This is a genomic window from Halobacillus naozhouensis, from assembly GCF_029714185.1.
In the GTDB taxonomy this organism is placed as follows: domain Bacteria; phylum Bacillota; class Bacilli; order Bacillales; family Halobacillaceae; genus Halobacillus_A; species Halobacillus_A naozhouensis.
The window spans coordinates 1,210,807-1,234,788 of the sequence record NZ_CP121671.1 but is presented as its reverse complement, the minus strand read 5'-3'; the positions used below and the strand labels follow the sequence as shown (position 1 = coordinate 1,234,788).

Here is a 23,982-nt window from a genome sequence, read left to right as displayed (position 1 = left end):
CGTAAAAAAAGCCCGTTATAGGTGTTTTTATCAAATTTGAAAGCCCATGGTTTAAAATGAGCTACAGAGCCCTAATAGCTATTTTTCGATTGAAAGAGAATAACCACCTTGTTCGACCATTATCCCCTCTGTTAATTAACTGAAAATTAATTACTTCTTTTAATGAGAGTTAATAAACTAAGCTGCAGCTAGGCCCAAGAGTTCAATAGGGCTGAAAAATCTTAACGAATAAACACAGCTTTCACGACGTCATTAGTAAAAGAATTTTATGTTCACTTAGTATATAAAGGAATTTAAAATAAAATTCAGACTTTCCCATACTGGTTGTTTACAGTCTGTAAATCCATTATTATAGGAATAGCGTATTTTTTTATAGAGGAGCGTATATATGAAACAATCCATTTACGGATTAACTTTTGACCAACTGACGGATTGGCTGATCGACCACGGTGAAAAGAAGTTCCGCTCAAAGCAAGTTTGGGACTGGCTCTACCAGAAACGTGTCACAGATTTCACACAGATGAAAAATGTGAACCAATCATGCATCGACCTTCTCGATCGGCATTTTACAATAGAAACACTAACGGAAGAAATTAAACAGGAATCAAAAGACGGAACGGTTAAATTCCTATTTAAACTAGACGACGGTAACGTAATCGAAACGGTGCTTATGCGTTTCAACTACGGTCTATCGGTCTGTGTAACCACACAGGTCGGCTGTAACATCGGCTGCTCGTTCTGCGCGAGTGGAATCCTGCGTAAAAACCGTGACTTATCAAGCGGAGAGATTGTCGAACAAATTATGCAAGTGCAGCACCATCTAGATGCGCAAGGGCAAGACGAACGTGTCAGCCACATTGTCGTGATGGGAATTGGTGAACCATTCGATAACTATGATAACTTGATTGACTTCTTACGTGTAGTCAACGATCAAAAAGGTTTATCGATTGGTGCTCGTCACATCACTGTCTCTACAAGTGGAATCGCGCCGAAAATGTACGAATTTGCGGATGAAGGTATCCAAATCAACCTGGCTCTTTCCATCCATGCGCCGAACAACGAACTGCGTACAAAAATTATGAAAATCAATCGGGCCTACCCATTAGAAAAATTAATGCCGGCGATCGATTACTATTTAGAAAAGACAAACCGGCGTATTACCTTTGAATATATTTTGTTAAAAGATGTGAATGATCATAAGAAAGAAGCGGAACAGTTGGCCGATTTACTAAACGATAAGCGCCACTTATCGTACGTTAACTTAATTCCGTACAATCCGGTCGCAGATAATCCGTACGAACGGAGTGAGAAAGAAGCGATCCTTACCTTCTATCAGACTTTAATGGACCGTGGAATAAAGTGTGGTGTCCGTACTGAGCACGGAACCGACATTGATGCAGCATGCGGTCAGCTTCGTAGTAAACAGATCGAAAAAGAAAAAGCTCGTAAAAAGAAGAAAGTACAAGCAAATTAAAAAGCATGGGGCTGTCTGAACTGTACCCCTGAAAATGGACAGTTTAATAAAAAGCGCTAAGCTGCTAATAGATGGCCTCGGTATTGGACCGGGGTCATTTTTTGTAGAGACCATTGTTAACGCTGATGATTATAGTATTCCATATATTCTTCAATCGCTTGCTTTACTTCAACTAAAGACAAACACGCTTTGAAGTTAATCTCATCCTTCATGTGCCCGAAGAATGACTCCATCGGGGCGTTATCCCAACAGTTTCCACGACGGGACATCGACTGATCGAATCCGAATGCTTTCACTCTCTTCTGGAATTCAGGATGTGTATAGTGGACGCCCTGGTCCGAGTGAAGGAGACATTCCGGATGAGGAATAAAGTTTTCGCGTTCCATTAACTTCTCTACTGTGGTGTATACAACTCTAACTCTTTCCTCTGAGATTCAGTAAACATAATTTTGGACATATAAATAACCTCGCTCGTATTTGTTATTTCGATTATAAAGGGACATTCGAGGTCATGAAATAAAAAACCCCGAATAATGGCACTTTTTTTATAGTTCCATTATTCGGGGTATAGTTCAGTCGGCCTCATGCTTTTTAATTTTACATTTCTTTTTTGTAGAGGTAACTCATATAGTTTCGTCTTGGCGCCATCATTTCATCTGTAGGCTTGGTTCCTCAACAGCTTCTAGTAAAAGACAGCCGCAATAATTAAACTTTACAAGAACATGCTTACTGTAAGGCATATTGCAAACCCGGTAATTGAAGTAATTCCTGTAGCAATCGTCCATGACTTTAAGGTTTCCAATTCAGTAAGCCCAAAGAAACGTTTAAACAGCCAGAAAGATGAATCATTTACATGAGAAGTCATAAGAGCACCGCAGCCAATTGTTACAGCAATTAGTGCTAGCATTGGTTCTGAGACCGGGTTTTTTTCAACAATAGGCAAGATCAGACTTGAAGCTGTTAGTATAGCCACTGTCCCAGAACCCTGAGCAATACGAATAAGTGCTGCAGTCAAAAAGGCAAATAATACAAGCGGTAAGTTTGATTCAGCAATAGCAGCAGCAATAATATCACTAATTCCTGAACTTACTAGAACTTCGCCGAAAACTGCACCAGCACCGGTAATTAAAATAATAAGTCCCGCAGGTTCGAGTGCTTTTGTAGTAACTTGACGAACGTCCTCTCGAGAATAACCTCTTTTTGTTCCAAAAAAATGCATAGTTAAAAGAGCAACAATCAACAATGCTCCAAATGGATGACCGATTACAGTTAGTATTTCTCTGACTAAATTACCTTCTCCCAATGTATTTTCAGCAATGGTTTTGCTAACCATCAATAATAGTGGAAGAAGAATCAGCCAGACTACATTAATGAAACTTGGAAGTTCCTTATGGTCATTTTCTTCTGCGGTAGCAGCTATTTCCCTCATGGGGGCTTCAACCTGGACTTTTTTAGCGATAAAGCTACCGAAAATTGGGCCGCCTATGATCATAGTCGGTATTCCTACAAGCAATCCGAAAAGAATCATCCATCCTAAATCGGCTCCCAATACAGCTGCTCCTGCCAGCGCCCCCGAAGCTGGAGGAATCATAGAAAATGTAACTGCGATTCCTATCACTAAAGGAACACAAAAATACAATATAGATTTTTTCGTATTTTGAGTCAAACTGTGTACGATGGGAGCAAAAATGACGATCGCTACTTCAAAAAATATTGGGATGGCAACAATCATTCCTACAAACCCGAGCGACCAATTCACCTTGCTTTCACCAAATTTTTGAAACAACGTTAAAGATAATCGTTCAGCTCCCCCAGATACTTTAAGAACTTCCCCGAACATTGCCCCCACCCCAATTACAATCGCAAGAAAGCCAAGAGTACTTCCCATTCCTTCTTCCATAACCTCATATATTTTGGCAGGTGACATTCCTACGCCAATACCTACAAGAATACTAACTAAAAGCAAAGCGATAACTTCATTCATCTTCAATCGCAACACTAGAAAGATCAATAACACAATTGCTAGAGCTGCAACAATGATAACCCATACTGAATTTGGCACGTCCATCCCCCTTTTTTATTTAATCTTGAATTAGTTTCAGAATTACATAATTTAAAAGCTCCAACTGCTACTCATGGATCTATTAAGACCTGTAGGAAACAGGTCTAGGATTCGTTAACGTTAATATTCAGATAACCTAGTGGTTTATTTCTCTTTACAGCTTCTGCGAATTCAAGACTGAACAAAGGTTTTCTAAATTTGTTAAATCCCTCGGTAAGTTAATGGTTTAACCAAGTGATTGAATAAAATAATCGAATTTAAACCTCAACGGATGATAGCGGTTACATTTTAAGATAAATAATTTAACATAGGCAACCAGACCCCCTATGAAGAAAATTTTCTGGTTGCCTAGTAAAAAACTAATCGATATGAGATCCTCCATTAATATCGAGTTCTTCTCCTGTAATATAACTTGCTCCCGTCGATGCTAAAAAGGCAATGGAATAGGCAATATCTTCGACTTTTCCTACTCTGCCAACAGGAATTCCTTCCTTTATAGAGGTTTCTTTTTCAGTAGTCATTAAGCCATCTGTAATATTCGTTCCTCCTACTAACCCGGGAGCAACAGTATTACAGGTTATTCCGAATTCTGCCATTTCCCTAGCTACTGCTTTGGAAAAGCCTGTAACTGCTGCTTTAGAAGCAGAATAATGTGATCCCCCAAATATGCCGCCTCCTCTTTTTCCTGAGACTGAACTTAAATTGACAATACGACCGTAGTTAGCCTCCTTCATATAAGGAAGCACTGCCTGAGTCAGAAAGAAAATCCCCTTCATATTAATATTAAAAATTAAATCCCATTCTTCCTCTGGTATATCCAATATACGTGTAGGGCGCGAGGTACCAGCATTATTAACTAAAATATCTATTTCGCCAAACCTTTCTATGATTTGCTTAACAGATTTGTCCACCTCATCCTTATTTGTAACATCTAATTTAATTGTCATTGTTTTACCATTATTGTATTGATTTATTTCATCAAAAGCGGATTCCAATCCGTTTTCATCGATGTCAGCTAAAACAACCGATGCTCCTCTTTTACTCACTTGCCTTGCTGTTTCTCTTCCAATCCCCATCTTAGAACCTGCTCCGGTTATAAGCACAACTTGGTCTTCAAAATTCATTATTTTCCCCTCTTCCTGCTTCAACTTACGAAGTATAAGTTATCCTAAAAACTCTTTAGCAACAGACGCAATGCCTTCTCCGTCAAGTTTATAATGCTTGTAAAGATGATAAGGCTTACCTATTAATGAATATTCATCATAAAAACCATGGCGTTTAAATTTACAATTGAGGTCCGACTCCATCAGTATTTCAGATACTGCGCTTCCAAGTCCTCCTTGGACATTATGTTCTTCGACAGTTAGCACTGCTCCAGTATCTTCTGCGGCATTTAAAATAGCTTCTGTGTCTATTGGCTTAATGGTATGCATATCTATGACTCTAGCATTAATTCCTTGTTCCTTTAGTTGATTAGCCGCCTTTAAAGCTTCATTAACCTCTATCCCGCAAGCAATTATGGTTAAATCATTTCCTTCTCTTAAAATATTAGCTTTTCCAATTTTATTTTGTACTTTATTTTCATTGTGTTCGTAAACCGATTCCTCACGACCACGGCTAACCCGAAAATAAATAGGTCCCTGGTACGTTTTCACTGATTCCTCTATCATTTCCGCCAAGGCTGCCCCATCTGCAGGGGAAATAACGGTCATATTAGCCATTGCTCTTGTGATTGAAATATCTTCCGTAGCATGATGAGACGTTCCATAAAAGCCCATTGCTATCCCTGTATGGGTGCCGATTAAACGCACATTTAAATTAGGATAGGCTACTGCAGTTCTAATATTTTCTGCAGCCAATACGCCCAGGAATGAAGCATAAGTAGAAACAAATGGTATTTTCCCGGTAGAAGCTAAACCTGCTGCAGCTGTTACCATATTTTTTTCAGCCAGCCCAAAGTTAAAAAAACGCTCAGGAAATTCCTTACCAAAATCCCATAATCGCGTAGGCTTGCTAAGATCTGATGACATAGCAACAATTTCCGGATAATCTTTTCCTAATTTCGACAATGTTTCACCAGCAGTTAACTGCTTAGACATTTCCAGGCTTTTATATAATTCCCAAGTATCTTTATGAAAAGTGTGGGTAGTCATTTTAGTTACCTCCTTCAATTTCTTCTATAGCTCGTTTAATATCGTCTTCTCCTAAATTGGCAACATGCCACTCATAACCATTCTCCATAAATGAGACACCCTTACCCGCTACCGTGTCGCAAAGAATTGCAGTTGGTTTATCAGAATCCACTGATGGAAGATTCTCAAAGGTTTCTATTAAGCTCTCTACGTTATGTCCATCTACATCTATTACGTTCCAACCAAAACTTTCCCATTTTTCTCTGATTGGATTTATATTCATTAGCTCTTCCGTATTTCCATCCACTGTTACCTTGTTATTGTCAACAATGGCGACAAGATTACCTAATTTGAAATTGCCTGCACTCATAGCAGCTTCCCAAACTTGTCCTTCTTGAAGCTCTCCATCTCCCATTAATATATAAGATCGATATTTTTCGTTATCCACTCGTGCTCCAAGTGACATCCCAACTCCTACGGATAATCCATGTCCAATAGAGCCAGAGCTAAAATCAATGCCTTTAATTTTGTTCATATCCGGATGGTCTCCAAACGCACTGCCTACCTGAGTATAAGTATCTAATTCCTCTTTAGGGAAAAAACCTACATCAGCTAAAATAGGGTAAACACCTACAGCAGAGTGCCCTTTTCCCATTACAAACCGATCTCGGCTTTTCCAGTCAGGATTTTGGGGATCATAATTTAAAATGTGATAGTACAGCGTCGAGAAAATTTCTGAACTTGAAAATGAAGATCCATAATGACCACTTTTTGCTAACGAAATCAACCTAATAGTTTCTAATCTAGACATTTTAGCTTTTTCTTTTATTAATTCTACTTTTTCCTGTGAAATAGAAACGCTGTTTGTCATGCTAATCCTCCTATTATTAAATTGGTTAATCGTTTTACCAACCTTGATTAGGATCTTACAATGTAAACGCTTTTTTGTCAACGAAAATACTGAATATTTTATAAAGTGACAAAAAATAAGAGGAATAACCTTTCGAATGTGGATATTAAAGTCAATATCAATTATAATAAAGTAAAAGGTTTAACCGAAGAATTGAGGAGTAAGGAAAATGAAAGTAACTATGAAACAAATAGCCAAAGAGGCAAACGTATCAACCGCAACTGTTTCCCACGTAATCAATGGAACGAAGCATATTACTGAGGAAAAATACAAAAAAATTATGGAAATCATTAATAAATATAACTATATGCCTAACTCTACAGCTAAGAATCTGAGACAAAAAAAGACCAAAACAGCTGGACTGATCGTTTCCAGTTTTCCTGACACCTTTATAACTGAAATGGTGTACGGAGTAGAGGAAAGAGCAAGAGAGATGGGGTACAACCTTCTCCTCATCAATACAAATGAGGATAGAAACTACGAAGAAGAAACCATGAACCTTCTTTATTCGAGAATGGTAGATGGAGTTATCCTATCTCCTACTTCTAATGACATCGAATACTTGAACAAGTTCACTAATGAAGAGTTTCCAGTCGTTTTAGTTAATCGCTATAATGATACAGCCAAAAATATCCCCAAAGTAACTGGAGATAACTTCCAAACCGGCTATGATGCGACCATACACCTATTAAGACATGGTCATAAGAAAATTGGTATGATATACGGAGTCTCCAATGTCTCAACTACGGACGATAGAATAAGAGGATATAAGGAAGCTTTAAATCAACATAACATCCCTTTTAATGAGAACTACATGGAGCTTGGTCATGCAACCGTTCTAGGAGGTGCTGCTGCAGTAAAGTCCTTACTAAAAAGACATAGTGATATTACTGCTCTATTCATACAGAACGATCTAATGACAATAGGAGCAATCTCGCAGATAAAAGAATCTTTATTAAATATTCCAGAAGACATTGCATTAATAGGCTTTGGCGACTTTGCTTCCGCACCTATTATTGATCCTCCTGTAACAAATATAATGTTACCACCGGATATCATAGGGAGAACGGCCTTTGATGCACTATTAAGTAAAATAAACAATTCAGATTATAAAAAACACATTGAATTACCTCCCTCCCTAATAACAAGAAAGTCATGTGGGTGTAAATAAATCCATATATATTCAAAAAAACATCAGCCCATCTTTAGATTGAGCGAAGAAGATGAGCTGATATTACTATTTGGACTTACCAGGTATCATGTTTTTTAGCTCACTTTATCTTTTCTACTGAAATAATCAGGAACATGGGTCTTCGGTTTTCATCTTTCATCATGGGATTCTTCTGTATCATCTCATCTGATGGCATAGGTTCCTCAACAGCTTTTACTATAAAGCCGGCTTCAATGAGGTTATTTAGATAGGTTGAAATGGTCCGATGGTATTTAACAACGTCTTCTCCTAAGAAGTTCGTTTCCCTTATTCCCTCTAACCGGTAGTTATCCACTGGCCAATGCAGACGGTTTCCTTGATCGTCCACATACCAGTCTTGTTCCTTTCGAGAGGTAAACATTGGATGTTCAACAGAAAAAATAAAACTACCTCCTGGAGCTAGATAACCATGGACCTTTTTACAAATTGCTTTAAATGATCTGATGTAATGGAAGGCTAATGAGCTGATCACGACATCAAATTGTGAATATGGAAAGTCAATGTCTTCCATCGGCATTTGTACATAGGAAATTGCAGCATCGTCTGTTTGTTCCCGAGCCTTCTCAAGCATTTTCTTAGATATATCGACTCCTACTACTGTACTCGCATTTTGTTTACGGGCGGATCGGCAATGCCAACCATAGCCACAGCCTAAATCAAGCACCCTTTTATTTTGCAAATCTGGTAATAAAGATTTGAAAACAGGCCATTCACCAGCAGCTTCAAGTCCTTTAAGAGAACGAGGCATTTGGTTATAGGCTGAAAAGAATTCCGGATCATCATATTTATTTTGTTTCATTAGTTATACTACTCCTCTTGTCTAAAAGTAGTCTTCCATAGACCATTCGTCTTCAAAAACAACATTAAGCGTTAAAGGGGATAATCCCCCAATCATCCACATACTTCTGAAGCCTTGCCACGTCCCGGTCAGGATGGGCAAAACCAATATGTCCATCTGGCCGCACTAAATAAAGCGCCCCTCCGCTAAACCCATGCTTTTCAGCAGCGGAGTCATACTTGAATGTATGAAGCGCGAGCCCGCGTTCCTGACAAAAGTTCCGGAGTTCAGAGTTGGCTGCCCCATAGACATGTACTTGCCAATCCCACGTACGTAAGACCTCATAGTTTTCACCATTATATGGAAGTCGGATACCGGATTGGAGTTCGTTGACTTTTCCCCTGCTCAGCCGGCTCTTTGTGTACTCAATCTGTGTTTGAGAAAGAATCGTAAACAGCCTTCTTCTGGCTCGATCTGATCGATTCACCAATGGAATCAGAAGAGGAGCAATTCTTTTTCGAAACAATCGATTACTCCTTTTTTTAGAGACTACTCGTGTAAACACACGGTCAGTCGTATCTACTAGACGTTGCGCAAAGGCCTTCCGCTCTGTTTCATACGTCTTGAGCACCTCGTGCTTCGCTTTCCCTTGCACCACGGCTGCCAGTTTCCAGCCAAGATTCATTGCATCGCCAATTCCAGTATTCATTCCCTGGCCGCCCGCTGGGCTATGGATATGGGCTGCGTCACCGACTAGAAAAGCCCTCCCTTTCCGAAAGACTTCTGCTACCCGATGATGAACTTTATAGGTGGAGAACCAATTGACTTCCTTTACGTTTATTCTGAAAGCTGACTGCATGAAATCTACCATTTTTTCAGACGTAACCTCTTGAGCGCTCGCCGTCATAGAATCAGGAAACACACCGATCGCCCTAGTCGTATCCGTACTGCGAACAGGCAATAGTACGACAAACTCTTCCCCATGCATGCACATCGCTAACTGATGAGAGCCAATCGGCGCCCCTTCTGCCTTCATATCCATCACATAGAATTCCTGCTCATACGTCCCCCCTGGAAAATCTGCCTGCATTTGATGACGAACCACACTGCTCGCACCATCACACCCAGCTATATAGAGAAATTCTTGCTGGAATTCCTCTCCGTTACAAATCAATACAGCCAGTACCCCTTCATCGGTCTCCTCAAAAGATAGCAGTTCCGTGTTCCATTCCACCTTCACCTTATATCGATCAAGCTGCTTCAGCAATACTTTCTCATGCTCATCTTGTGGAAAACTGTAAGGGGAGGTGAAACGGCTTATCCCTTTCCCCACCTTTCCCAGATCAAGATGTGCTTTCTCTTTACCTTCAACATGAAGGTAAACTCCCTCAATTTTAATACCTCCATTTACGAATTCATCAGCAAAACCAAATTGATCATAGAATTCCAACGTTCTCGGCATCACGGCCATAGCCCTTGATGCCTCCCCTGGTCCACCCTCTTTGTCGATAATCTTAAAAGGTATCTGCTGCTTTGCCAGGTTCAATGCTAAGGCAAGGCCAGTCGGACCAGCTCCTGCAATTAAAATTTGGGGCTTCATACGAAATCCCTCCTATATCATTCAATGCCTAGTAGTTACGCCACTAAAATGAAACTTCCTAAGTATATGCCTGCAACTGATCATTAATTTGCCTGCACTGAATCAAAATGGCACTGTACCAGCTACTATCATTTAATTCTAAATCACAAAAATAAACAACCCCACTTCTAGTAAAAGAGTGAGGTTATCAAGATATTATTTACCCATTTCATCAGGGTGCGGGCCTAGACGATTGTTCTTGTTTAAGGAATTGATTTTACCCATTTCATCTGCAGTCAATTCAAAATCAAACAGGTCAGCATTCTCCTGTTGACGCACTTTGCGAGTAGATTTTGGTATCGTCACAATTCCATGCTGCAAATCCCATCTCAAGATAATTTGCGCTGATGTTTTTTTATATTTTTGTGCCAGATCCTGTAAAATAGGGTTATCTAAGTATGTCCCCCGACCAATCGGTGACCACGCTTCTACTTGGATATCACGTTGTTTACAGTAGTCAACGATCTCTTCTTGATACAGTTCAGGATGAAATTCAATCTGGTTAACCATCGGCTTCACCTCAGCATCTTTTAACAAATCATCCAAATGATGTGTCATAAAGTTGCTCACACCAATGGCCTTCACTTTGCCTTGTTTGTAAAGCTGCTCTAACGCTTTCCATGTAGCTTTATACATACCTTCAATCGGCCAGTGAATGAGATATAGATCCAAGTAATCAAGTCCCAATTTACGCAGGCTGCGATCAAATGCCTCTAGTGTCTCCTCATAACCTTGTTCATCATTCCAGACCTTTGTGGTGATAAAAAGTTCTTCACGAGGGAGATCACTTTCCTTAATTGCCTGGCCTACCCCTTCTTCATTATCATAGAAGGATGCTGTATCCAAATGACGGTACCCAAGGTCCAGGGCTGAACGAACAGCATGGACAACTTCATCCCCACTTTCCATTTTGTACACGCCGAGGCCTACCCAGGGCATGCTGACGCCATTATTTAATCCGGTTGTATCTGTTAGACTCATTTTTCTCATGCACTCCTTTGCTTTTTCCTACCCTCGATAGAATAATTTCAAACTTTAAGTGAATAAAGTATGCTCCTGGTAACATGGCTGATCTAAATGATTTAATAAAAAATCTTCAGGGCCTTTGCCGATCATATATAACCGGTGAAGCGGCCTCGTCATAGCTACATATAATACTTTGATGTCCAATTCATTTCTTGTAAAGGGCTGGTTCTCACTATACAGAAAGACGACATCAAACTCCAACCCTTTAGCAAGGTAAGCAGGCAGAATCATCCGCTCGCCCATCTCCGTTTCTTCATTCAATGGTTTAAAATCTAAAGAACGGATTTCCGAAATGCAATGGGCCTCAGCACTCTCTTTCATCGTTTTCGTTACGATCGCGAAACTCTTCATTCCTTCGTCACTCAACTGGTTAACAATGTTGAAAAAAGTCTGCTGCCACCCTGGTTTCTTCTTAATAAAAGTCGGGAGCGGACCATGTCTCACCACAGGTTCAGCTGTAGGCAGGTCCTCGGGCATCAAGGTAAGCAGCCTGTTCGCTAAATCCATGATTTCTATTGTCGTTCGATACGTTTTCTGCAAGGTTAAATAATTCGGTTGTTTAAATACTTCGTTGAGAGAATCCCAGCTTCGCAACCCTCTATAGCGATAGATTCCCTGTGCAAGATCGCCGACAATCGTAAACAGGTCCGTTTGGAAGGCCTTTTTCAAACTATAAAACTCTAGAAAACTATAATCCTGGGCCTCATCAATAACAACTTTTTTCATTTGATCGTCCGCATGTAATCCCTTTAGAAAAGTGTACATGTATAGCAGTGGGGCCAAATCTTCTGAATGGAGCCGCTTCGTTTGCAAATAGCGTCTAGTCATCGAGCGCAAGTACTCCATTTGCTCTGAGTCTTCTTCTATCAAAGAGCGAAACGTCTTTTCCTCAAACATCGCTTGATAAAGGGCTGTCAGCTTATGCTTTGGAAACTGCTTCATATAGCGGGAGACAGCTGTACGCGCTTGTTTCTTTAGATCTTTTAACCTTTCTTCTTTCCTCGTAATCAGAAAGCTGACTCTCTTTTTCCGTTTCGCTTTATCCTTCATACCAAACAAGGCTTTGTCCAGCTCATCATCATACTTAGAAGCCATTTTCTCAAGGATCATTTTCTTTTTGCGTCGCAGTTCACTTTGCAGCACACGTTTTATTTTTTCCACCCGTACCTCATAGGGGAAAAGTTGAAAGTCCTTAAGAAATAGCCGTTTAATACTTGCTCCACTTTTAATTTTAAATTCTCCAAGCATGAAATCTTCCTCAACGATATAGGTTTGTTTTACAATTTGTATATATCGATCCAGCAGCTGCTTAAAGGCTTTTGACCCTTTGAAACCAGCTGCCAGTAAATGAGGAGCGCCCCCATCTTCTGTTTTTTCAATAGTATCCATCAGTACATCATGCTGACTGACGACAGGCCAATCTACTTCAATCACTTCTTGAACAAAATCAGAGAACGTCGTTTGTTTGGCTTTATTCACCCCTAGTTCTGGAAGCACCTCGGATATGTACTGAATAAACAAACGGTTCGGGGCAAGAATCAGCATTTCTTCAGGCTTAAAAATATCCCGCATCGTGTACAAAAAGTAAGAGATTCGATGTAAAGCAATGGTAGTCTTGCCACTTCCCGCTGCCCCTTGAACGATAATCGGCTTTCTCAAATCAGCACGGATTACTCGATTTTGTTCCTCTTGAATCGTTGAGACAATTTCCGTTAACCGGTGTTCAGCATTTTGTGCAAGGGAGTCCTGCAATAGTTCATCCTTCGTCGTTAAATCAATATCCCGGAATTCTAACAGTTCTCCCTCTTCAATCTGATACTGACGCTTAAGCGATACATTGCCTTCATATTCCTCCCCATGCGCTTCATAACTCACCTCACCTAAACGCCCTTCATAATAAACATTCGCCAGGGGTGAGCGCCAATCTAAAATAATCGGTAACTGCGTCTCACGATCGAATAGAGAGACTTTTCCTATATAAAAAATTTCTTTGTCATGTTTTTCTTTACGGTGAAAATCAATGCGGGCAAAATACGGTTTCTTACGTAGATTCTTGAGGTTTTCCAATTGGTCCTTAGACAATTTCATGAAACTCGAGTGGGTCAGCATTTCCTGATAGCGAAGACTGCTATCTTTAAAGTCGAGCTTTTGCAGGGTATCTTCTTGTTTTTCCTTTAATGCTTGTTGACCTGATTCCTGGAGGGTAATTAAGTGATTCATGTACTCCTTCGTGAACATTAGCCGTTCTTTCTCACTTTGTAGATTCTCATCATACATAGACATATGCCATTCTCCCTTTCATCGTTTGATCGGAATGACTATGTAACAGGCCTAAGTGGAGCTATTCGAAGCAACGAAAAATAAAGATACCATAAAATTACTGTAAGCGCAATCATGAATAATTAAAAAGATAGCGTCGGCAAAATAATTGTCTGCCCAATAGAGCATATGGTTATAGTTCCTTAACGTAAGAAGATACCGCCTTAACACAGATAGATAACTCCCTATCTCAGGTAGAAACACAAGTCGATAACGCCCTACCTCTGAACGATAGCGTTTTAACTCATTTTTTCTAACATAAAAAATCTGCTATTCCTGTAAATAGCAGATTAACTAGATTCATTGGTGTTTTTTATTTTCCACAAACTTAGGCAGCTTGCTCTCTATCCAGGCGAACGAAACAACTCGCAAAAACACTGGATACAAGGCCAACAATCCAATTAAATTACCCAGTTGGCCAAGCGTATTAGTTGAGAGCATCCAAACTGATAAGGCTAACATGATCAGTACAGTTATTAAGCCAGCGTAACCATTAATGGGTGTCCATGTTCCTGTAATTGTCTTCGTTTCTTGTTCAACCTCCTGAAAACACTTGTAATGGTAAGGCTTAATACGGAACCAGTTGGAGGCTGTCACTAATTCATCACGATCACGAATTGGTTTGTAACAATAACGACATGCTTTTGAATTCACTACATCTACCCCTGAGAAAAGATTTTTAAATGTGTTCTGCCTTCATTATACCTCAATCCCACGAAAGTTCGGAACCTTGAGGCAAGAAGTGTAGAAACCTTTATTTCTTCTCAGCCTCTTGAATTAGAGAAATGACTTCATTTTTCGTACGCTTACTCTCATACTGCTCCATATTGTCGAGCAGCTCCCCTTTAGTTTCCATTAATCGCTTTAACTCGTTTAGTAAGCTTTCGGAGGTCAGGTCTTCCTCCTCAAGTTTATGTGCATACCCCTGTTTTACAAAAGAATCAGCGTTTAAAATTTGATCACCGCGACTCGCTTTTCTTGATAACGGGATAAGCAGCATTGGCTTTTTCAAGGCTAAAAATTCAAATATCGCATTCGAACCTGCTCGTGAAATGATAAAGTCACTGGCAGCAAATAAATCCTTTAATTCATCATTGACATATTCAAACTGAACATAACCAGTTTGCTGGATGGACTCATCCTTCTGTCCATGGCCGCAAATATGAATGATCTGAACCATTTTTAACAACTCAGACAAATTGTTACGGATCGCGTCATTGATTTTCTTGGAACCTGTACTGCCTCCCATCACCAAAACGACGGGCTTAGTCGGGGTTAATCCACTGAACGCGAGCCCTTTGCCCTTATCTCCCGTAAATAATTCTTCCCGAACGACTGCCCCGATGTACTGGCCTTTTCCCTCTGGTAAATGCTGCATCGTTTCTGGAAAAGTGGCTAACACTTTTTTTGCAAAAGGAAAGGATAACTTATTGGCGAGTCCAGGTGTATAATCCGATTCATGAATAATAGCAGGTACACGGTTTAATTTCGCCGCAGCCACCACTGGCACCGATACAAATCCACCTTTTGAAAAAATAACCTGCGGCTTCCGTTTACGGATAATTCGTAGCGATTGCATGAGTCCTTTCATAACCTTAAAGGGATCCTTTACATTTTCCTTAGACATATAGCGGCGCAGCTTCCCTGTTGAAATGCCGTGATAGGTCACGCCTTCTAAAGAGCTGATTAACTGTTTTTCTATTCCATTATAAGATCCTATATAATCGACTTCGTAACCTTGTTTTTGAAATTCAGGGATGAGAGCCAGGTTCACAATGACGTGGCCTGCTGTTCCTCCTCCTGTAAATAAAATACGTTTCTGATTCAACATTCATCGTCCTTTCATCAGTGGCTATGCTTGGATGCCATGATACAAAATATGCTATAATCCTCATGTTCTATAGGAATTGTACCAAAAAGGAGAAGTCCTATGTATGAAACGAAGACAATAAAAGAAAAAATTAAATTGTTCACCATGATTCTCATACCTATTTTTATTACGCAAATCGGTATGTATGCGATGAACTTTTTTGATACGATCATGTCAGGGCAGGCAGGGCCGGAAGATTTGGCTGGTGTAGCGATTGGATCGAGTATATGGCTGCCCATTTTCACCGGATTAAACGGAATTCTGATGGCGATTTCCCCCATCGTAGCTCAGCTTAAAGGGGCGAGACAAGATAAAGATATTCCCGACTCAGTCAAGCAAGGCGTATATTTATCGATTGCCATTGCTGTTGTGATCGCCGGAATCGGCTTCTTTTTAATTGACCCTATTTTATCCTTAATGGAACTTGAAGAATCTGTGCAGCACATTGCCAAATATTATTTGATTACTCTTGGTACAGGGATCATTCCTTTGTTCTTGTTTAATATACTCCGTTCATTTATCGATGCACTTGGGCACACAAGAATATCGATGATGATCATTTTACTTACACTACCGACAAACATCTTCTTTAATTATGTATTGATTTTTGGAAAATGGGGCTTTCCCGAGCTTGGTGGTATTGGAGCAGGTTTAGCAACCTCTTTAACTTATTGGGTGGCTTTTGCAATTATTGCCGTTGTGATTCACAAACTTTACCCATTAAGAACGTACGGAATTTTTAGAAGCTGGGTCACACCTTCCTTTAAAAGCTGGTGGGAACAACTGAAAATTGGCATTCCCATTGGCTTTGCTGTCTTTTTCGAAACCAGTATCTTTTCAGCCGTTACTTTTTTTATGACTGCCTATGATACTTATACAGTTGCAGCACATCAGGCCGCAATTAACTTTGCTTCTTTTGTCTATATGATGCCGTTGAGTGTGGCTTTTGCCCTGACGATTACAGTCGGCTATGAAGTTGGAGCGAAGCGTTTCACTGATGCCAGAACCTACTCCTACTTGGGGATTTCACTTGCGGTTTGTATGTCCGTGGTGGCTGGAGCCATACTTTATATCTTTGACGACTCTGTTGCACGTCTTTACAGTTCCAATGAACACGTTATCGAATTGACGAAAAACTTTATCCTCTTCGCTATCTTTTTTCAACTATCAGATGGTTTCGGTGCTCCAATCCAAGGAATTTTACGAGGCTACAAAGACGTCACGATTACGCTCCTCATGTCGTTTATTTCCTATTGGGTGATTGGTTTACCCAGCGGCTATCTCCTGGCCAATTACACTGATCTTGGTCCCTATGGATATTGGATGAGCTTAATTATCGGATTAACTGCCGGGGCGCTCACATTGATGCTGCGTATGCTCTACCTGCAGCGAAAAAATTTAACACGATACCAAAACTAAAATGGTGGTGGCTCCCGTAGGACGCGGCTCCACCACCTTTTGTTCTTTACTGATCCAAATTCATTACAACTAAGCGTTCCTCAGTCATTTCCTCAATGGAATATTTAGGACCTTCTTTGCCAGAACCGCTATCTTTCACACCGCCATATGGCATAAGATCCACGCGATATTGGGAAGAATCATTGATCATCATGCCACCTACCTGGACATGTTTAGCTGCATAAAATGCAGTGTCAAGGTTCTGTGTGAAAACACCACCCTGTAATCCATATTGTGATTGATTCACCTCATCAATACACTTTTTGATATCTGTGAAAGGAATCAGACTGACAACAGGAGCGAAGATTTCCTCACAGACAACTTTCATATCATTGGCTACGTCCTGAAGCACAGTCGGGTGTAAAAGTGCCCCCTCTCGTTTCCCACCATGAACAACCGCAGCTCCGGCATCCTTTGCTTCCGATATCCACTGCTCAGCACGTTCTGCCTCATCTTCACTAATCATCGGTCCAACGTCTGTTTGGTCATCGCTCGGATCACCGACTTTCAGTTCCTTGACCGCTTTAATAAATTTCTCTTGAAACTCCTCGCGAACTTCCTCATGCACATAAAGGCGCTGCACAGATAAACAGACTTGTCCGGCAAAAGCAAAACTTTTAGCTGCCGTGTTTTGGGCAGCCGCATCAATATCTGCCTCTTTATCAACAATAACCGGCGAATTATTTCCGAGCTCAAGGATCAGTTTATTGAGACCAGTATTTTGTTTTAATTTCAGACCGACTTCAGCACTTCCCGTAAACGTATAAAGCTGGATGCGTTCATCTTCCATCATTTGATTGCCAACGGTTGACCCAGAGCCAACAACGACATTAAAGAACCCTTTTGGCAGTCCAGCTTCATGAAACATTTCAGCTAACATTAATGAAGCAATAGGTGTTTTACTGGCAGGCTTCAACACCACAGCATTTCCCGCCGCAATAGCAGGAGCGATCTTATGGGACACAAGATTCAGAGGAAAGTTAAACGGGCTGATCGCACCGACAACACCTACCGGCACTTTGATCGTAAAAGCCATGCGATTCTCAGAGCCAGGGGCGGATTCAACTGGCACTCCCTCGCCATGGATTCGCTTCGCTTCTTCTGCTGAAATCTCAATTGTTTGTGTTGCACGATCCACTTCAGTACGGGCTTGTTTAAGAGGTTTTCCCGCTTCACTCACAATAGTTTGAGCAAACTCCTCTTTGTTTTCCTGCAACAGTTCACTCACACGCTTAAGCACCTGATAACGCTTATAAGGAGTTAATGGCTCTCCTTGAAAAGCTCGTTCAGCTGCACTAATTGCCCGGTCTACCTCTTTTTCAGAAGCTTTGGTTACCTGTGCATACGTGTTTTGCGTATATTTATTTCCTACATCTATTAGCTCATTCGTTCCTACCCATTGACCATCTATATATAATTTAAATTGTTTCACCACGATACATACTCCCTTTCAAAATGGAATCTATAGGGAATATAGCCTTTTTCGTCCCCGTGTAAACACCCATAACAGAAAATAGAACAGCTGAACGAAATGTTTAGAAAGCGTAAAGATTGGGAAGAGAACACTTATCCATACAAAAAACCTGGACAGAGAGATTCTCTCTGTCCAGGTTTGTCCATAAACTTTTTATAAAAATAAACCAGCCATTGTTGCAGAAAGCATAGAACCAAGTGTTGCACCGATCAGTAGTTTCATACCGAAACCTGATACCCTTGCACCTTTATCGGCGTCAATACCTTGCACCGTTCCAGCAATAATTCCAATAGAGGAGAAGTTAGCGAAACTAGTCAGGAATACAGTAACAATACCGACTGTTTTTTCTGATACTTGATCAACCATACCCTGGAATTCAAGCATAGCAACAAATTCGTTTGTCACAATCTTCGTTCCCATAATGGCACCAGCATCAACTACTTCCGATGCAGGGATCCCCATTAGAAAACCGATTGGAGCAATGATATATCCAAGTGCTTCCTGTAAGGTAAAGCCTGCAAACAAGAAGGAGAACAAGGCGTTCACTAATTCGAGTGAAGCAATAAACGCAATCAGCATGGCTGCTACGATCAAAGCAATTTTACCACCGTCTAAGGCGCCATTCCCCATCGCTTCAAAAATACTCTTCGAACCAGATACATCGTGAATATCTACGTAGTCATCTTCCTTAGCCACTTTAACCGGGGCAATCAAGGAAGCAACAATTAGTGCACTGAACATATTTAATGGAAGTGCGACAAGAACATACTCAGCAGGCAGAATTCCAATATACGCCCCTACAATCGATGCAGATACAGATCCCATCGCCGAAGCACTTACAATATAAAGACGATTATCACTTAAATGTTTAAACTGTGATTTAATCGCTATGATTGCCTCAGATTGTCCAAAAAAGATACTGTTTACAGCGTTAAACGATTCGATCTTAGGAAGGCGAGTAATATACGATAGAAACTGACCCAAATATTTAATTATAAATGGAAGAATCTTTAAATAAGTAAGCACAGAAAGAATAGTTGCGAAGAAAATAATAAGCAGTAATACATTAAAGAAGAAGACAGATGCTCCATCTTCTGTCGCTACCCCGCCTAGTACAAAGTTCACCCCGACGGTTCCGTATTCAATGAGTTTGTTAAAAACCCAGGAAACTTTATTAATGAGCCAGGCTCCTACTTCTGTCTCGAACATAACAAAGGTTGTTATAAGCTGAGCCAAAAGCATGACACCGACACCAAAATAATTTATATTTTTACGATCATTAGACATTATAAAAGCGATTCCAAGAATAACAACAATACCCAAAATGCCCAATAAGATACCTACAATATCCACGCTTAGGTTCCCCCTCAAAAATAATAAGTCGTCAGAATCACAAAATGAAAATGCTTTCATGACCTGTTTCTATTAAGGATTTTAACAGGTTGTCAGACGTCTTGCAATAGATATCGAATAAAAAGAATTTTCATAAAATAGATCTTTATCCTCATATATGGACATTATTCCCTAAATAACAGCATTTACACGGTATAAATTCATCTAGAAATCGAGGAATTTTTCACGAGTAATTTGAAAAATTATTTTCCTCTCGTCTCTATTATCGCCTGAACTTCCATGCGAACACACTAAAACGCACCTTCCGGCGGTCAACCGAAAGGTGCTATACCTAAGGGGAGGTATATCATTTTTATAATGAAAGGAGCGTCTTTGTCATAACGTCCTGTTCATCCAACTAGCCAGTAAAACGATAGTACTTCGAAAGCATATTCTCTAACGCTTTAAAGCGATTCTTACCTATTAGACGACAAAACAGAGCCATAGGTTTCAAAAATCAGCAATTCTCCTTATTAATTTATAATCCCATGCTGTTTTACATCCACTTCTACTTTTGGAGTAATCGTAATTTGTGGATAGGCTTTAATCCAGTCTAATTGTTTCCATACCTCAGGGTAATACCCTTTCACGCGCCTTCCAATCGAAAAAACGTCACTGTTTGAGGCTTGCGTTTTGGCGATGATTTCTTTCGCATCTTTTGTTAAAACACGAGTTAATCGCTCGGATAGATTTTTAACAATCTTCAATGATACAAGCTGATTATGCGGATACTCCAGGACCCGAGCTGAAATCTTCAGAGATAAATCCGCTTTCACTTCACCATTTTGAACGGTGACCTTTAAATCCCTTTTTATTTTCATTACTTTAATGGTGACATAGTTTAATGGCTCATTCTCTTTGTCATTATTGACTTTCCTTGTAATCCGCGCCCTCTTCCCTTTTTGCCCTTGCAGCAATATGAACAAGACAGCGTCCTCCGGCTTAATTTTCTCCCCTGTATAAGAACGATTATTGAAAAGAGCCAAACCATTATATTTAATCATCTGCTTATCCCCTTCTACTTTCAATATCGGAAGTGAGAAGTCTTCTCCTGGCTCCATTAACTCTGCGCTAATCAGTTGGAGATTTTCACCGGTAGAATAGGTGCCTGACACAACTCCTTCAAGTAAACCCGTTAAATATTGACTGACCCTGGCCTCGTTTGGTGTTTTTATGGAAATAGCTTCTTGTGCTGATCCTTCAACAAGGGCTAACTGTGCGTTTAGATTACTATTCGGATTGCGGTAAAACCCATCCAGTACCGGATAGATATCACGCTTCGCCAAGTTCTCACCCACCAGAACTACCTGTATTTTGGAAGGATCGAAGGAGGCAGAGATTTTTTGGTCGATCTTTTCCCTGGCATCTAAAGTCGTAGGGGCCTTTGATGAAACGATTTGCACTTTTTGTTCCCGGGGACCTTGTGGGCCACCCATAATCGTAGGAATGGAAACTGTTTCACGAATTCTCCCTCCCTCTAGTTGATCGAAGCCAACAGATAGAGCGAGATTATAGTTCTTAAATTGTCTTTGGTCCCAGCATCCAGTCAGCACTAACAGAGAGAGCATTACGCACAATATCTTATACTTCATGCCTCCCCCTTTCCCTCTCAGCTTTAAACCTGAGAGCACTTATACATAACGTGAAAATTGGAATTAAAATCCCGAATGCATACCCAAGAATAACGACTACATTCCCCAACATATCGACTCGTTCACTTTCAAAGCCGAAGAATAACGAAAGAATGAAGATACTGATGGCTGCCAGCGTAATCGGAACACTGGATTTTTTTTGAAAAACAGATTGCAGCCCCACCCCTGTCATAAACAGATAAGTTCCAAATGATGTTGCTACCGAAACCACCCAAATCGAAAGAAAGAATAAATCGATTCTTGCGATAATAGGAAACTGGAATGATTTTAACATATAAAGAACCGGTTCTTGAACGAGTGCTATTTCCTTCGTACTAAAGAATGTATAACTAACGATGACAACAAATAAGTAGAAGCAAGTAACAAAGCAGTGAGCCCAAAAGACGGTTTTGAATTTATCTTTCGGTTTTCCTTCTACATACGTATAAATGACGAGCGTGACAATGAAGCCAAAATAAGACAGCAGTCCCTCGTTCGCGCCTTTGATGATATTCCCCCAACCTGACTGTGCTATGGGCAGGATGTAGAGGAACTCCAATTCAGCAAAACAAAACAACATTAGAACAATCAAAATAAATAAAAAAAGCGAGAGACTCGTATATAAACGAGCGATCATTTTCAGTCCGCTCGCTGTTAAATACAAACAAACTGCTACCATTAAAAAAGATAATACCCAAAAAGGGGTACTCGGTAATACCCAGAGACTAAGCATCCTGCCAAATAACAGCAAAATTAACACAGAGACACATGTGAAATAGATGATATAAGCAACTGTGATGAATTTGCCAGGCCATTTGCTGAATACGCGTTCTAAAATTTGAAAAAAGTTAGAAGCAGGATGACGTTTTGCAAGCATCCACAAAAAGAAAAGCACGATTAGTAAGGAAAAAGCCGTTATAAGCAGCGATATCCAACCATCTTGTTTAGCGATGCGATGAAGTTCATGAGGCATCGATAAGATCCCTACACCAATCTGGGTTTGAACGATAATGAAAAAAAATTGCCGCCGGGAGATCATTGGTTTACTTTGACTGCTCATTTTTCTTCCACTCCCTCGATTCCTCCATTGCTTTCCGCTTGGCTGGTCGAGCACCTTTAGGACGTTTATTCATTTTATAAAGCGGGATTCTTACAAACGTATCTTTTAAATCTTTAAAGCTCAACGGAGCAATGGGGGCAAAGTAAGGGACTCCGAAAGATTCGAGTTTTGTTAAATGAATCGCGATAAACAATAATCCAAACATGATCCCCACAAACCCTAAAGTCCCAGCTAGGAAAATGAGCGGAAAGGTTAACAGCCTTAGCGTGGTACTCAGTTCATTCGAAGGCACTACGAAGGAAGCAATAGCTGTTAAGGCGACGACAATAATCATCAGGTTTGAAATGAGACCTGCTCGTACCACAGCATCTCCGATCACCAAACCTCCTACGATCCCGATCGTTTGACCAACTGGGGAGGGCAGCCTTATCCCCGCTTCACGTATCAGCTCGATAATGATAACCATAACCAGAGCCTCTACAAGCGGTGGATAGGCAATTTGATTGATAGAATTTTTGACAGGAATAATCAAATCATCAGGAATCACTTCGAAATGGAAACTGACGACGGCTATATAAAAAGCCGGCAGCCCAATAGCAATCAAGAAACTAGTCAATCTGATTAAACGAATAAATGTCCCGGTAAACCAACGCATATTATAATCATCAGGAGATTGATAAAACATAAAAAAGGTAGAAGGCGCTATTAAACTCGTTGGGCTTCCCTCTGCCAACACCGCAATGCGCCCCTCCATGATGTTTGCAGACACCCGATCTGGCCGTTCCGTATTAAGCATTTGCGGAAAAGGCGATGAGGTAGAATCTTCGATAAACTCTTCAATGAAACCTGGGCTTTGCACCATATCTACCGAAATGTCATTAATCCTTTGTTCAATTTTACGAACAATATCCATATCAGCAAGCCCATCCATGTACACAATAGCAATATTCGTATTCGTTTTCTTTCCGATTTTCAAATATTTAACGACCAAGTTCTTATCTTCAATACGCTTGCGAACTAAATTGATATTGGTTTTAATGTTCTCGACAAAGCCTTCATGTGAGCCTCGGACCACTTTTTCATTAACCGGTTCATCTACATTACGATTAAAAGACGAGGTCACGGCGAAATAAGTAATTCGTGTGCTGTCTTCTTCAAAATACAGCACATGGCCGCTTAACAATTTTTTTAAAGCTTCATCTAAATTTGTGATTTCTCTGGAATTAGGAACATCCGGTATCCGTTCAACATGTCCCATTTCAATGGGAGAAAATATTTTGTTTTGCATTTTTTCATGATCAACGAGAGTCTCGTAGAACACCAGAGCTGCACGACCGTCATCTAAGGCTCTAACCTTTAAATCACCTGTCTGTTTGCACTGTGAAAAAAGGTAGTCGATATTTTCTGATAATCGAGCAGATGAGCTCATCTGTTGAGGTTGAGCGTAATGTGGCTTCTGAGGTTGTTCAGATGTTATTAATTCATCTTGCTTGTTACCTTGCTCACTTTTTCCAACTAGAAATTTTTTAAAGAATCCCATATTCATC

The 23,982-nt window shown here is 40.3% G+C and carries 18 protein-coding genes and 1 pseudogene; 3 read left to right on the top strand and 16 right to left on the bottom strand.

What is annotated here, in order from left to right; all coding sequences use genetic code 11:
- Nucleotides 1–388: 388 nt before the first annotated feature.
- Nucleotides 389–1,474 carry a dual-specificity RNA methyltransferase RlmN gene (gene rlmN / locus P9989_RS06375; protein ID WP_283077942.1) on the top strand — a complete coding sequence of 362 codons (1,086 nt, stop codon included), beginning with the start codon at nt 389–391 and terminating at the stop codon, nt 1,472–1,474.
- Nucleotides 1,475–1,593: 119 nt separating this feature from the next.
- On the opposite strand, the pseudogene P9989_RS06370 reads toward rlmN, so the two are convergent.
- The 5 genes and pseudogenes from P9989_RS06370 to P9989_RS06350 form a co-directional block, all read right to left on the bottom strand.
- A pseudogene (locus P9989_RS06370) lies at nt 1,594–1,875 on the bottom strand (integrase core domain-containing protein); the annotation flags it as partial.
- A gap of 311 nt (nt 1,876–2,186) precedes the next feature.
- Nucleotides 2,187–3,542, bottom strand: coding sequence for a GntT/GntP/DsdX family permease (locus tag P9989_RS06365; protein ID WP_283077941.1), 1,356 nt, complete (start codon nt 3,540–3,542; stop codon nt 2,187–2,189).
- A 353-nt stretch (nt 3,543–3,895) separates the two neighbouring features.
- Nucleotides 3,896–4,663, bottom strand: coding sequence for an SDR family NAD(P)-dependent oxidoreductase (locus P9989_RS06360; protein ID WP_390306185.1), 768 nt, complete (start codon nt 4,661–4,663; stop codon nt 3,896–3,898).
- A 36-nt stretch (nt 4,664–4,699) separates the two neighbouring features.
- Nucleotides 4,700–5,707, bottom strand: a complete 1,008-nt coding sequence (locus P9989_RS06355) for a transketolase family protein (protein ID WP_283077939.1) — start codon at nt 5,705–5,707, stop codon at nt 4,700–4,702.
- A complete protein-coding gene (locus P9989_RS06350; RefSeq protein ID WP_283077938.1) occupies nt 5,691–6,539 on the bottom strand; it encodes a transketolase in 849 nt (282 codons plus the stop codon). Before P9989_RS06350 ends, P9989_RS06355 begins: the two co-directional genes overlap by 17 nt.
- Nucleotides 6,540–6,747: 208 nt before the next feature.
- Here P9989_RS06350 and P9989_RS06345 point away from each other — a divergent pair, with 208 nt between their 5' ends.
- Complete coding sequence (locus P9989_RS06345) at nt 6,748–7,749, top strand: LacI family DNA-binding transcriptional regulator (RefSeq protein ID WP_283077937.1); 1,002 nt, start codon at nt 6,748–6,750, stop codon at nt 7,747–7,749.
- Between the two features lie 100 nt (nt 7,750–7,849).
- Here the strand turns inward: P9989_RS06345 and P9989_RS06340 are convergent, their stop codons facing one another.
- The 6 genes from P9989_RS06340 to P9989_RS06315 all read right to left on the bottom strand — a co-directional run bounded on the left by P9989_RS06340 (nt 7,850) and on the right by P9989_RS06315 (nt 15,381).
- Entirely contained in the window at nt 7,850–8,587 is a 738-nt protein-coding gene (locus P9989_RS06340; protein ID WP_283077936.1) for a class I SAM-dependent methyltransferase, read from the bottom strand.
- Between the two features lie 64 nt (nt 8,588–8,651).
- On the bottom strand, nt 8,652–10,166 hold the full coding sequence (locus P9989_RS06335; RefSeq protein ID WP_283077935.1) for an FAD-dependent monooxygenase: 1,515 nt from the start codon (nt 10,164–10,166) through the stop codon (nt 8,652–8,654).
- Nucleotides 10,167–10,361: 195 nt separating this feature from the next.
- On the bottom strand, nt 10,362–11,186 hold the full coding sequence (locus P9989_RS06330) for an aldo/keto reductase (protein WP_283077934.1): 825 nt from the start codon (nt 11,184–11,186) through the stop codon (nt 10,362–10,364).
- 54 nt (nt 11,187–11,240) lie between these two features.
- On the bottom strand, nt 11,241–13,514 hold the full coding sequence (gene helD / locus P9989_RS06325; RefSeq protein ID WP_283077933.1) for an RNA polymerase recycling motor HelD: 2,274 nt from the start codon (nt 13,512–13,514) through the stop codon (nt 11,241–11,243).
- 336 nt (nt 13,515–13,850) lie between these two features.
- Entirely contained in the window at nt 13,851–14,204 is a 354-nt protein-coding gene (locus P9989_RS06320; RefSeq protein WP_283077932.1) for a hypothetical protein, read from the bottom strand.
- A 100-nt stretch (nt 14,205–14,304) separates the two neighbouring features.
- The gene (locus P9989_RS06315) at nt 14,305–15,381 is read right to left on the bottom strand and encodes an undecaprenyldiphospho-muramoylpentapeptide beta-N-acetylglucosaminyltransferase (protein ID WP_283077931.1); all 1,077 of its coding nucleotides are present in this window, start codon (nt 15,379–15,381) and stop codon (nt 14,305–14,307) included.
- Nucleotides 15,382–15,480: 99 nt separating this feature from the next.
- On the opposite strand from P9989_RS06315, the gene P9989_RS06310 reads away from it, so the two are divergent.
- Complete coding sequence (locus P9989_RS06310) at nt 15,481–16,839, top strand: MATE family efflux transporter (RefSeq protein ID WP_283077930.1); 1,359 nt, start codon at nt 15,481–15,483, stop codon at nt 16,837–16,839.
- A gap of 46 nt (nt 16,840–16,885) precedes the next feature.
- On the opposite strand, the gene P9989_RS06305 is transcribed toward P9989_RS06310, so the two are convergent.
- The 5 genes from P9989_RS06305 to P9989_RS06285 form a co-directional block, all read right to left on the bottom strand.
- Nucleotides 16,886–18,316, bottom strand: a complete 1,431-nt coding sequence (locus tag P9989_RS06305) for an aldehyde dehydrogenase family protein (protein ID WP_390306188.1) — start codon at nt 18,314–18,316, stop codon at nt 16,886–16,888.
- A 189-nt stretch (nt 18,317–18,505) separates the two neighbouring features.
- Nucleotides 18,506–19,639, bottom strand: coding sequence for a NupC/NupG family nucleoside CNT transporter (locus P9989_RS06300; protein WP_283078853.1), 1,134 nt, complete (start codon nt 19,637–19,639; stop codon nt 18,506–18,508).
- 578 nt (nt 19,640–20,217) lie between these two features.
- Nucleotides 20,218–21,336 carry a Ger(x)C family spore germination protein gene (locus tag P9989_RS06295; RefSeq protein WP_283077929.1) on the bottom strand — a complete coding sequence of 373 codons (1,119 nt, stop codon included), beginning with the start codon at nt 21,334–21,336 and terminating at the stop codon, nt 20,218–20,220.
- Nucleotides 21,326–22,435, bottom strand: a complete 1,110-nt coding sequence (locus P9989_RS06290; protein WP_283077928.1) for a GerAB/ArcD/ProY family transporter — start codon at nt 22,433–22,435, stop codon at nt 21,326–21,328. The genes P9989_RS06295 and P9989_RS06290 overlap by 11 nt, the downstream gene beginning before the upstream one ends.
- On the bottom strand, nt 22,419–23,975 hold the full coding sequence (locus P9989_RS06285; RefSeq protein ID WP_283077927.1) for a spore germination protein: 1,557 nt from the start codon (nt 23,973–23,975) through the stop codon (nt 22,419–22,421). Before P9989_RS06285 ends, P9989_RS06290 begins: the two co-directional genes overlap by 17 nt.
- Nucleotides 23,976–23,982 lie beyond the last annotated feature (7 nt).

Bases quoted from the DNA above. Each gene is read 5' to 3' on its own strand.
- helD (WP_283077933.1), bottom strand. From the start codon at position 13,514: ATGTCTATGTATGATGAGAATCTACAAAGTGAGAAAGAACGGCTAATG.
- P9989_RS06335 (WP_283077935.1), bottom strand. From the start codon at position 10,166: ATGAAGCCCCAAATTTTAATTGCAGGAGCTGGTCCGACTGGCCTTGCC.
- P9989_RS06290 (WP_283077928.1), bottom strand. From the start codon at position 22,435: ATGAGCAGTCAAAGTAAACCAATGATCTCCCGGCGGCAATTTTTTTTC.
- P9989_RS06365 (WP_283077941.1), bottom strand. From the start codon at position 3,542: ATGGACGTGCCAAATTCAGTATGGGTTATCATTGTTGCAGCTCTAGCA.
- P9989_RS06285 (WP_283077927.1), bottom strand. From the start codon at position 23,975: ATGGGATTCTTTAAAAAATTTCTAGTTGGAAAAAGTGAGCAAGGTAAC.
- P9989_RS06345 (WP_283077937.1), top strand. From the start codon at position 6,748: ATGAAAGTAACTATGAAACAAATAGCCAAAGAGGCAAACGTATCAACC.
- P9989_RS06340 (WP_283077936.1), bottom strand. From the start codon at position 8,587: ATGAAACAAAATAAATATGATGATCCGGAATTCTTTTCAGCCTATAAC.
- P9989_RS06350 (WP_283077938.1), bottom strand. From the start codon at position 6,539: ATGACAAACAGCGTTTCTATTTCACAGGAAAAAGTAGAATTAATAAAA.
- rlmN (WP_283077942.1), top strand. From the start codon at position 389: ATGAAACAATCCATTTACGGATTAACTTTTGACCAACTGACGGATTGG.
- P9989_RS06295 (WP_283077929.1), bottom strand. From the start codon at position 21,336: ATGAAGTATAAGATATTGTGCGTAATGCTCTCTCTGTTAGTGCTGACT.
- P9989_RS06300 (WP_283078853.1), bottom strand. From the start codon at position 19,639: ATGTCTAATGATCGTAAAAATATAAATTATTTTGGTGTCGGTGTCATG.
- P9989_RS06330 (WP_283077934.1), bottom strand. From the start codon at position 11,186: ATGAGTCTAACAGATACAACCGGATTAAATAATGGCGTCAGCATGCCC.
- P9989_RS06315 (WP_283077931.1), bottom strand. From the start codon at position 15,381: ATGTTGAATCAGAAACGTATTTTATTTACAGGAGGAGGAACAGCAGGC.
- P9989_RS06310 (WP_283077930.1), top strand. From the start codon at position 15,481: ATGTATGAAACGAAGACAATAAAAGAAAAAATTAAATTGTTCACCATG.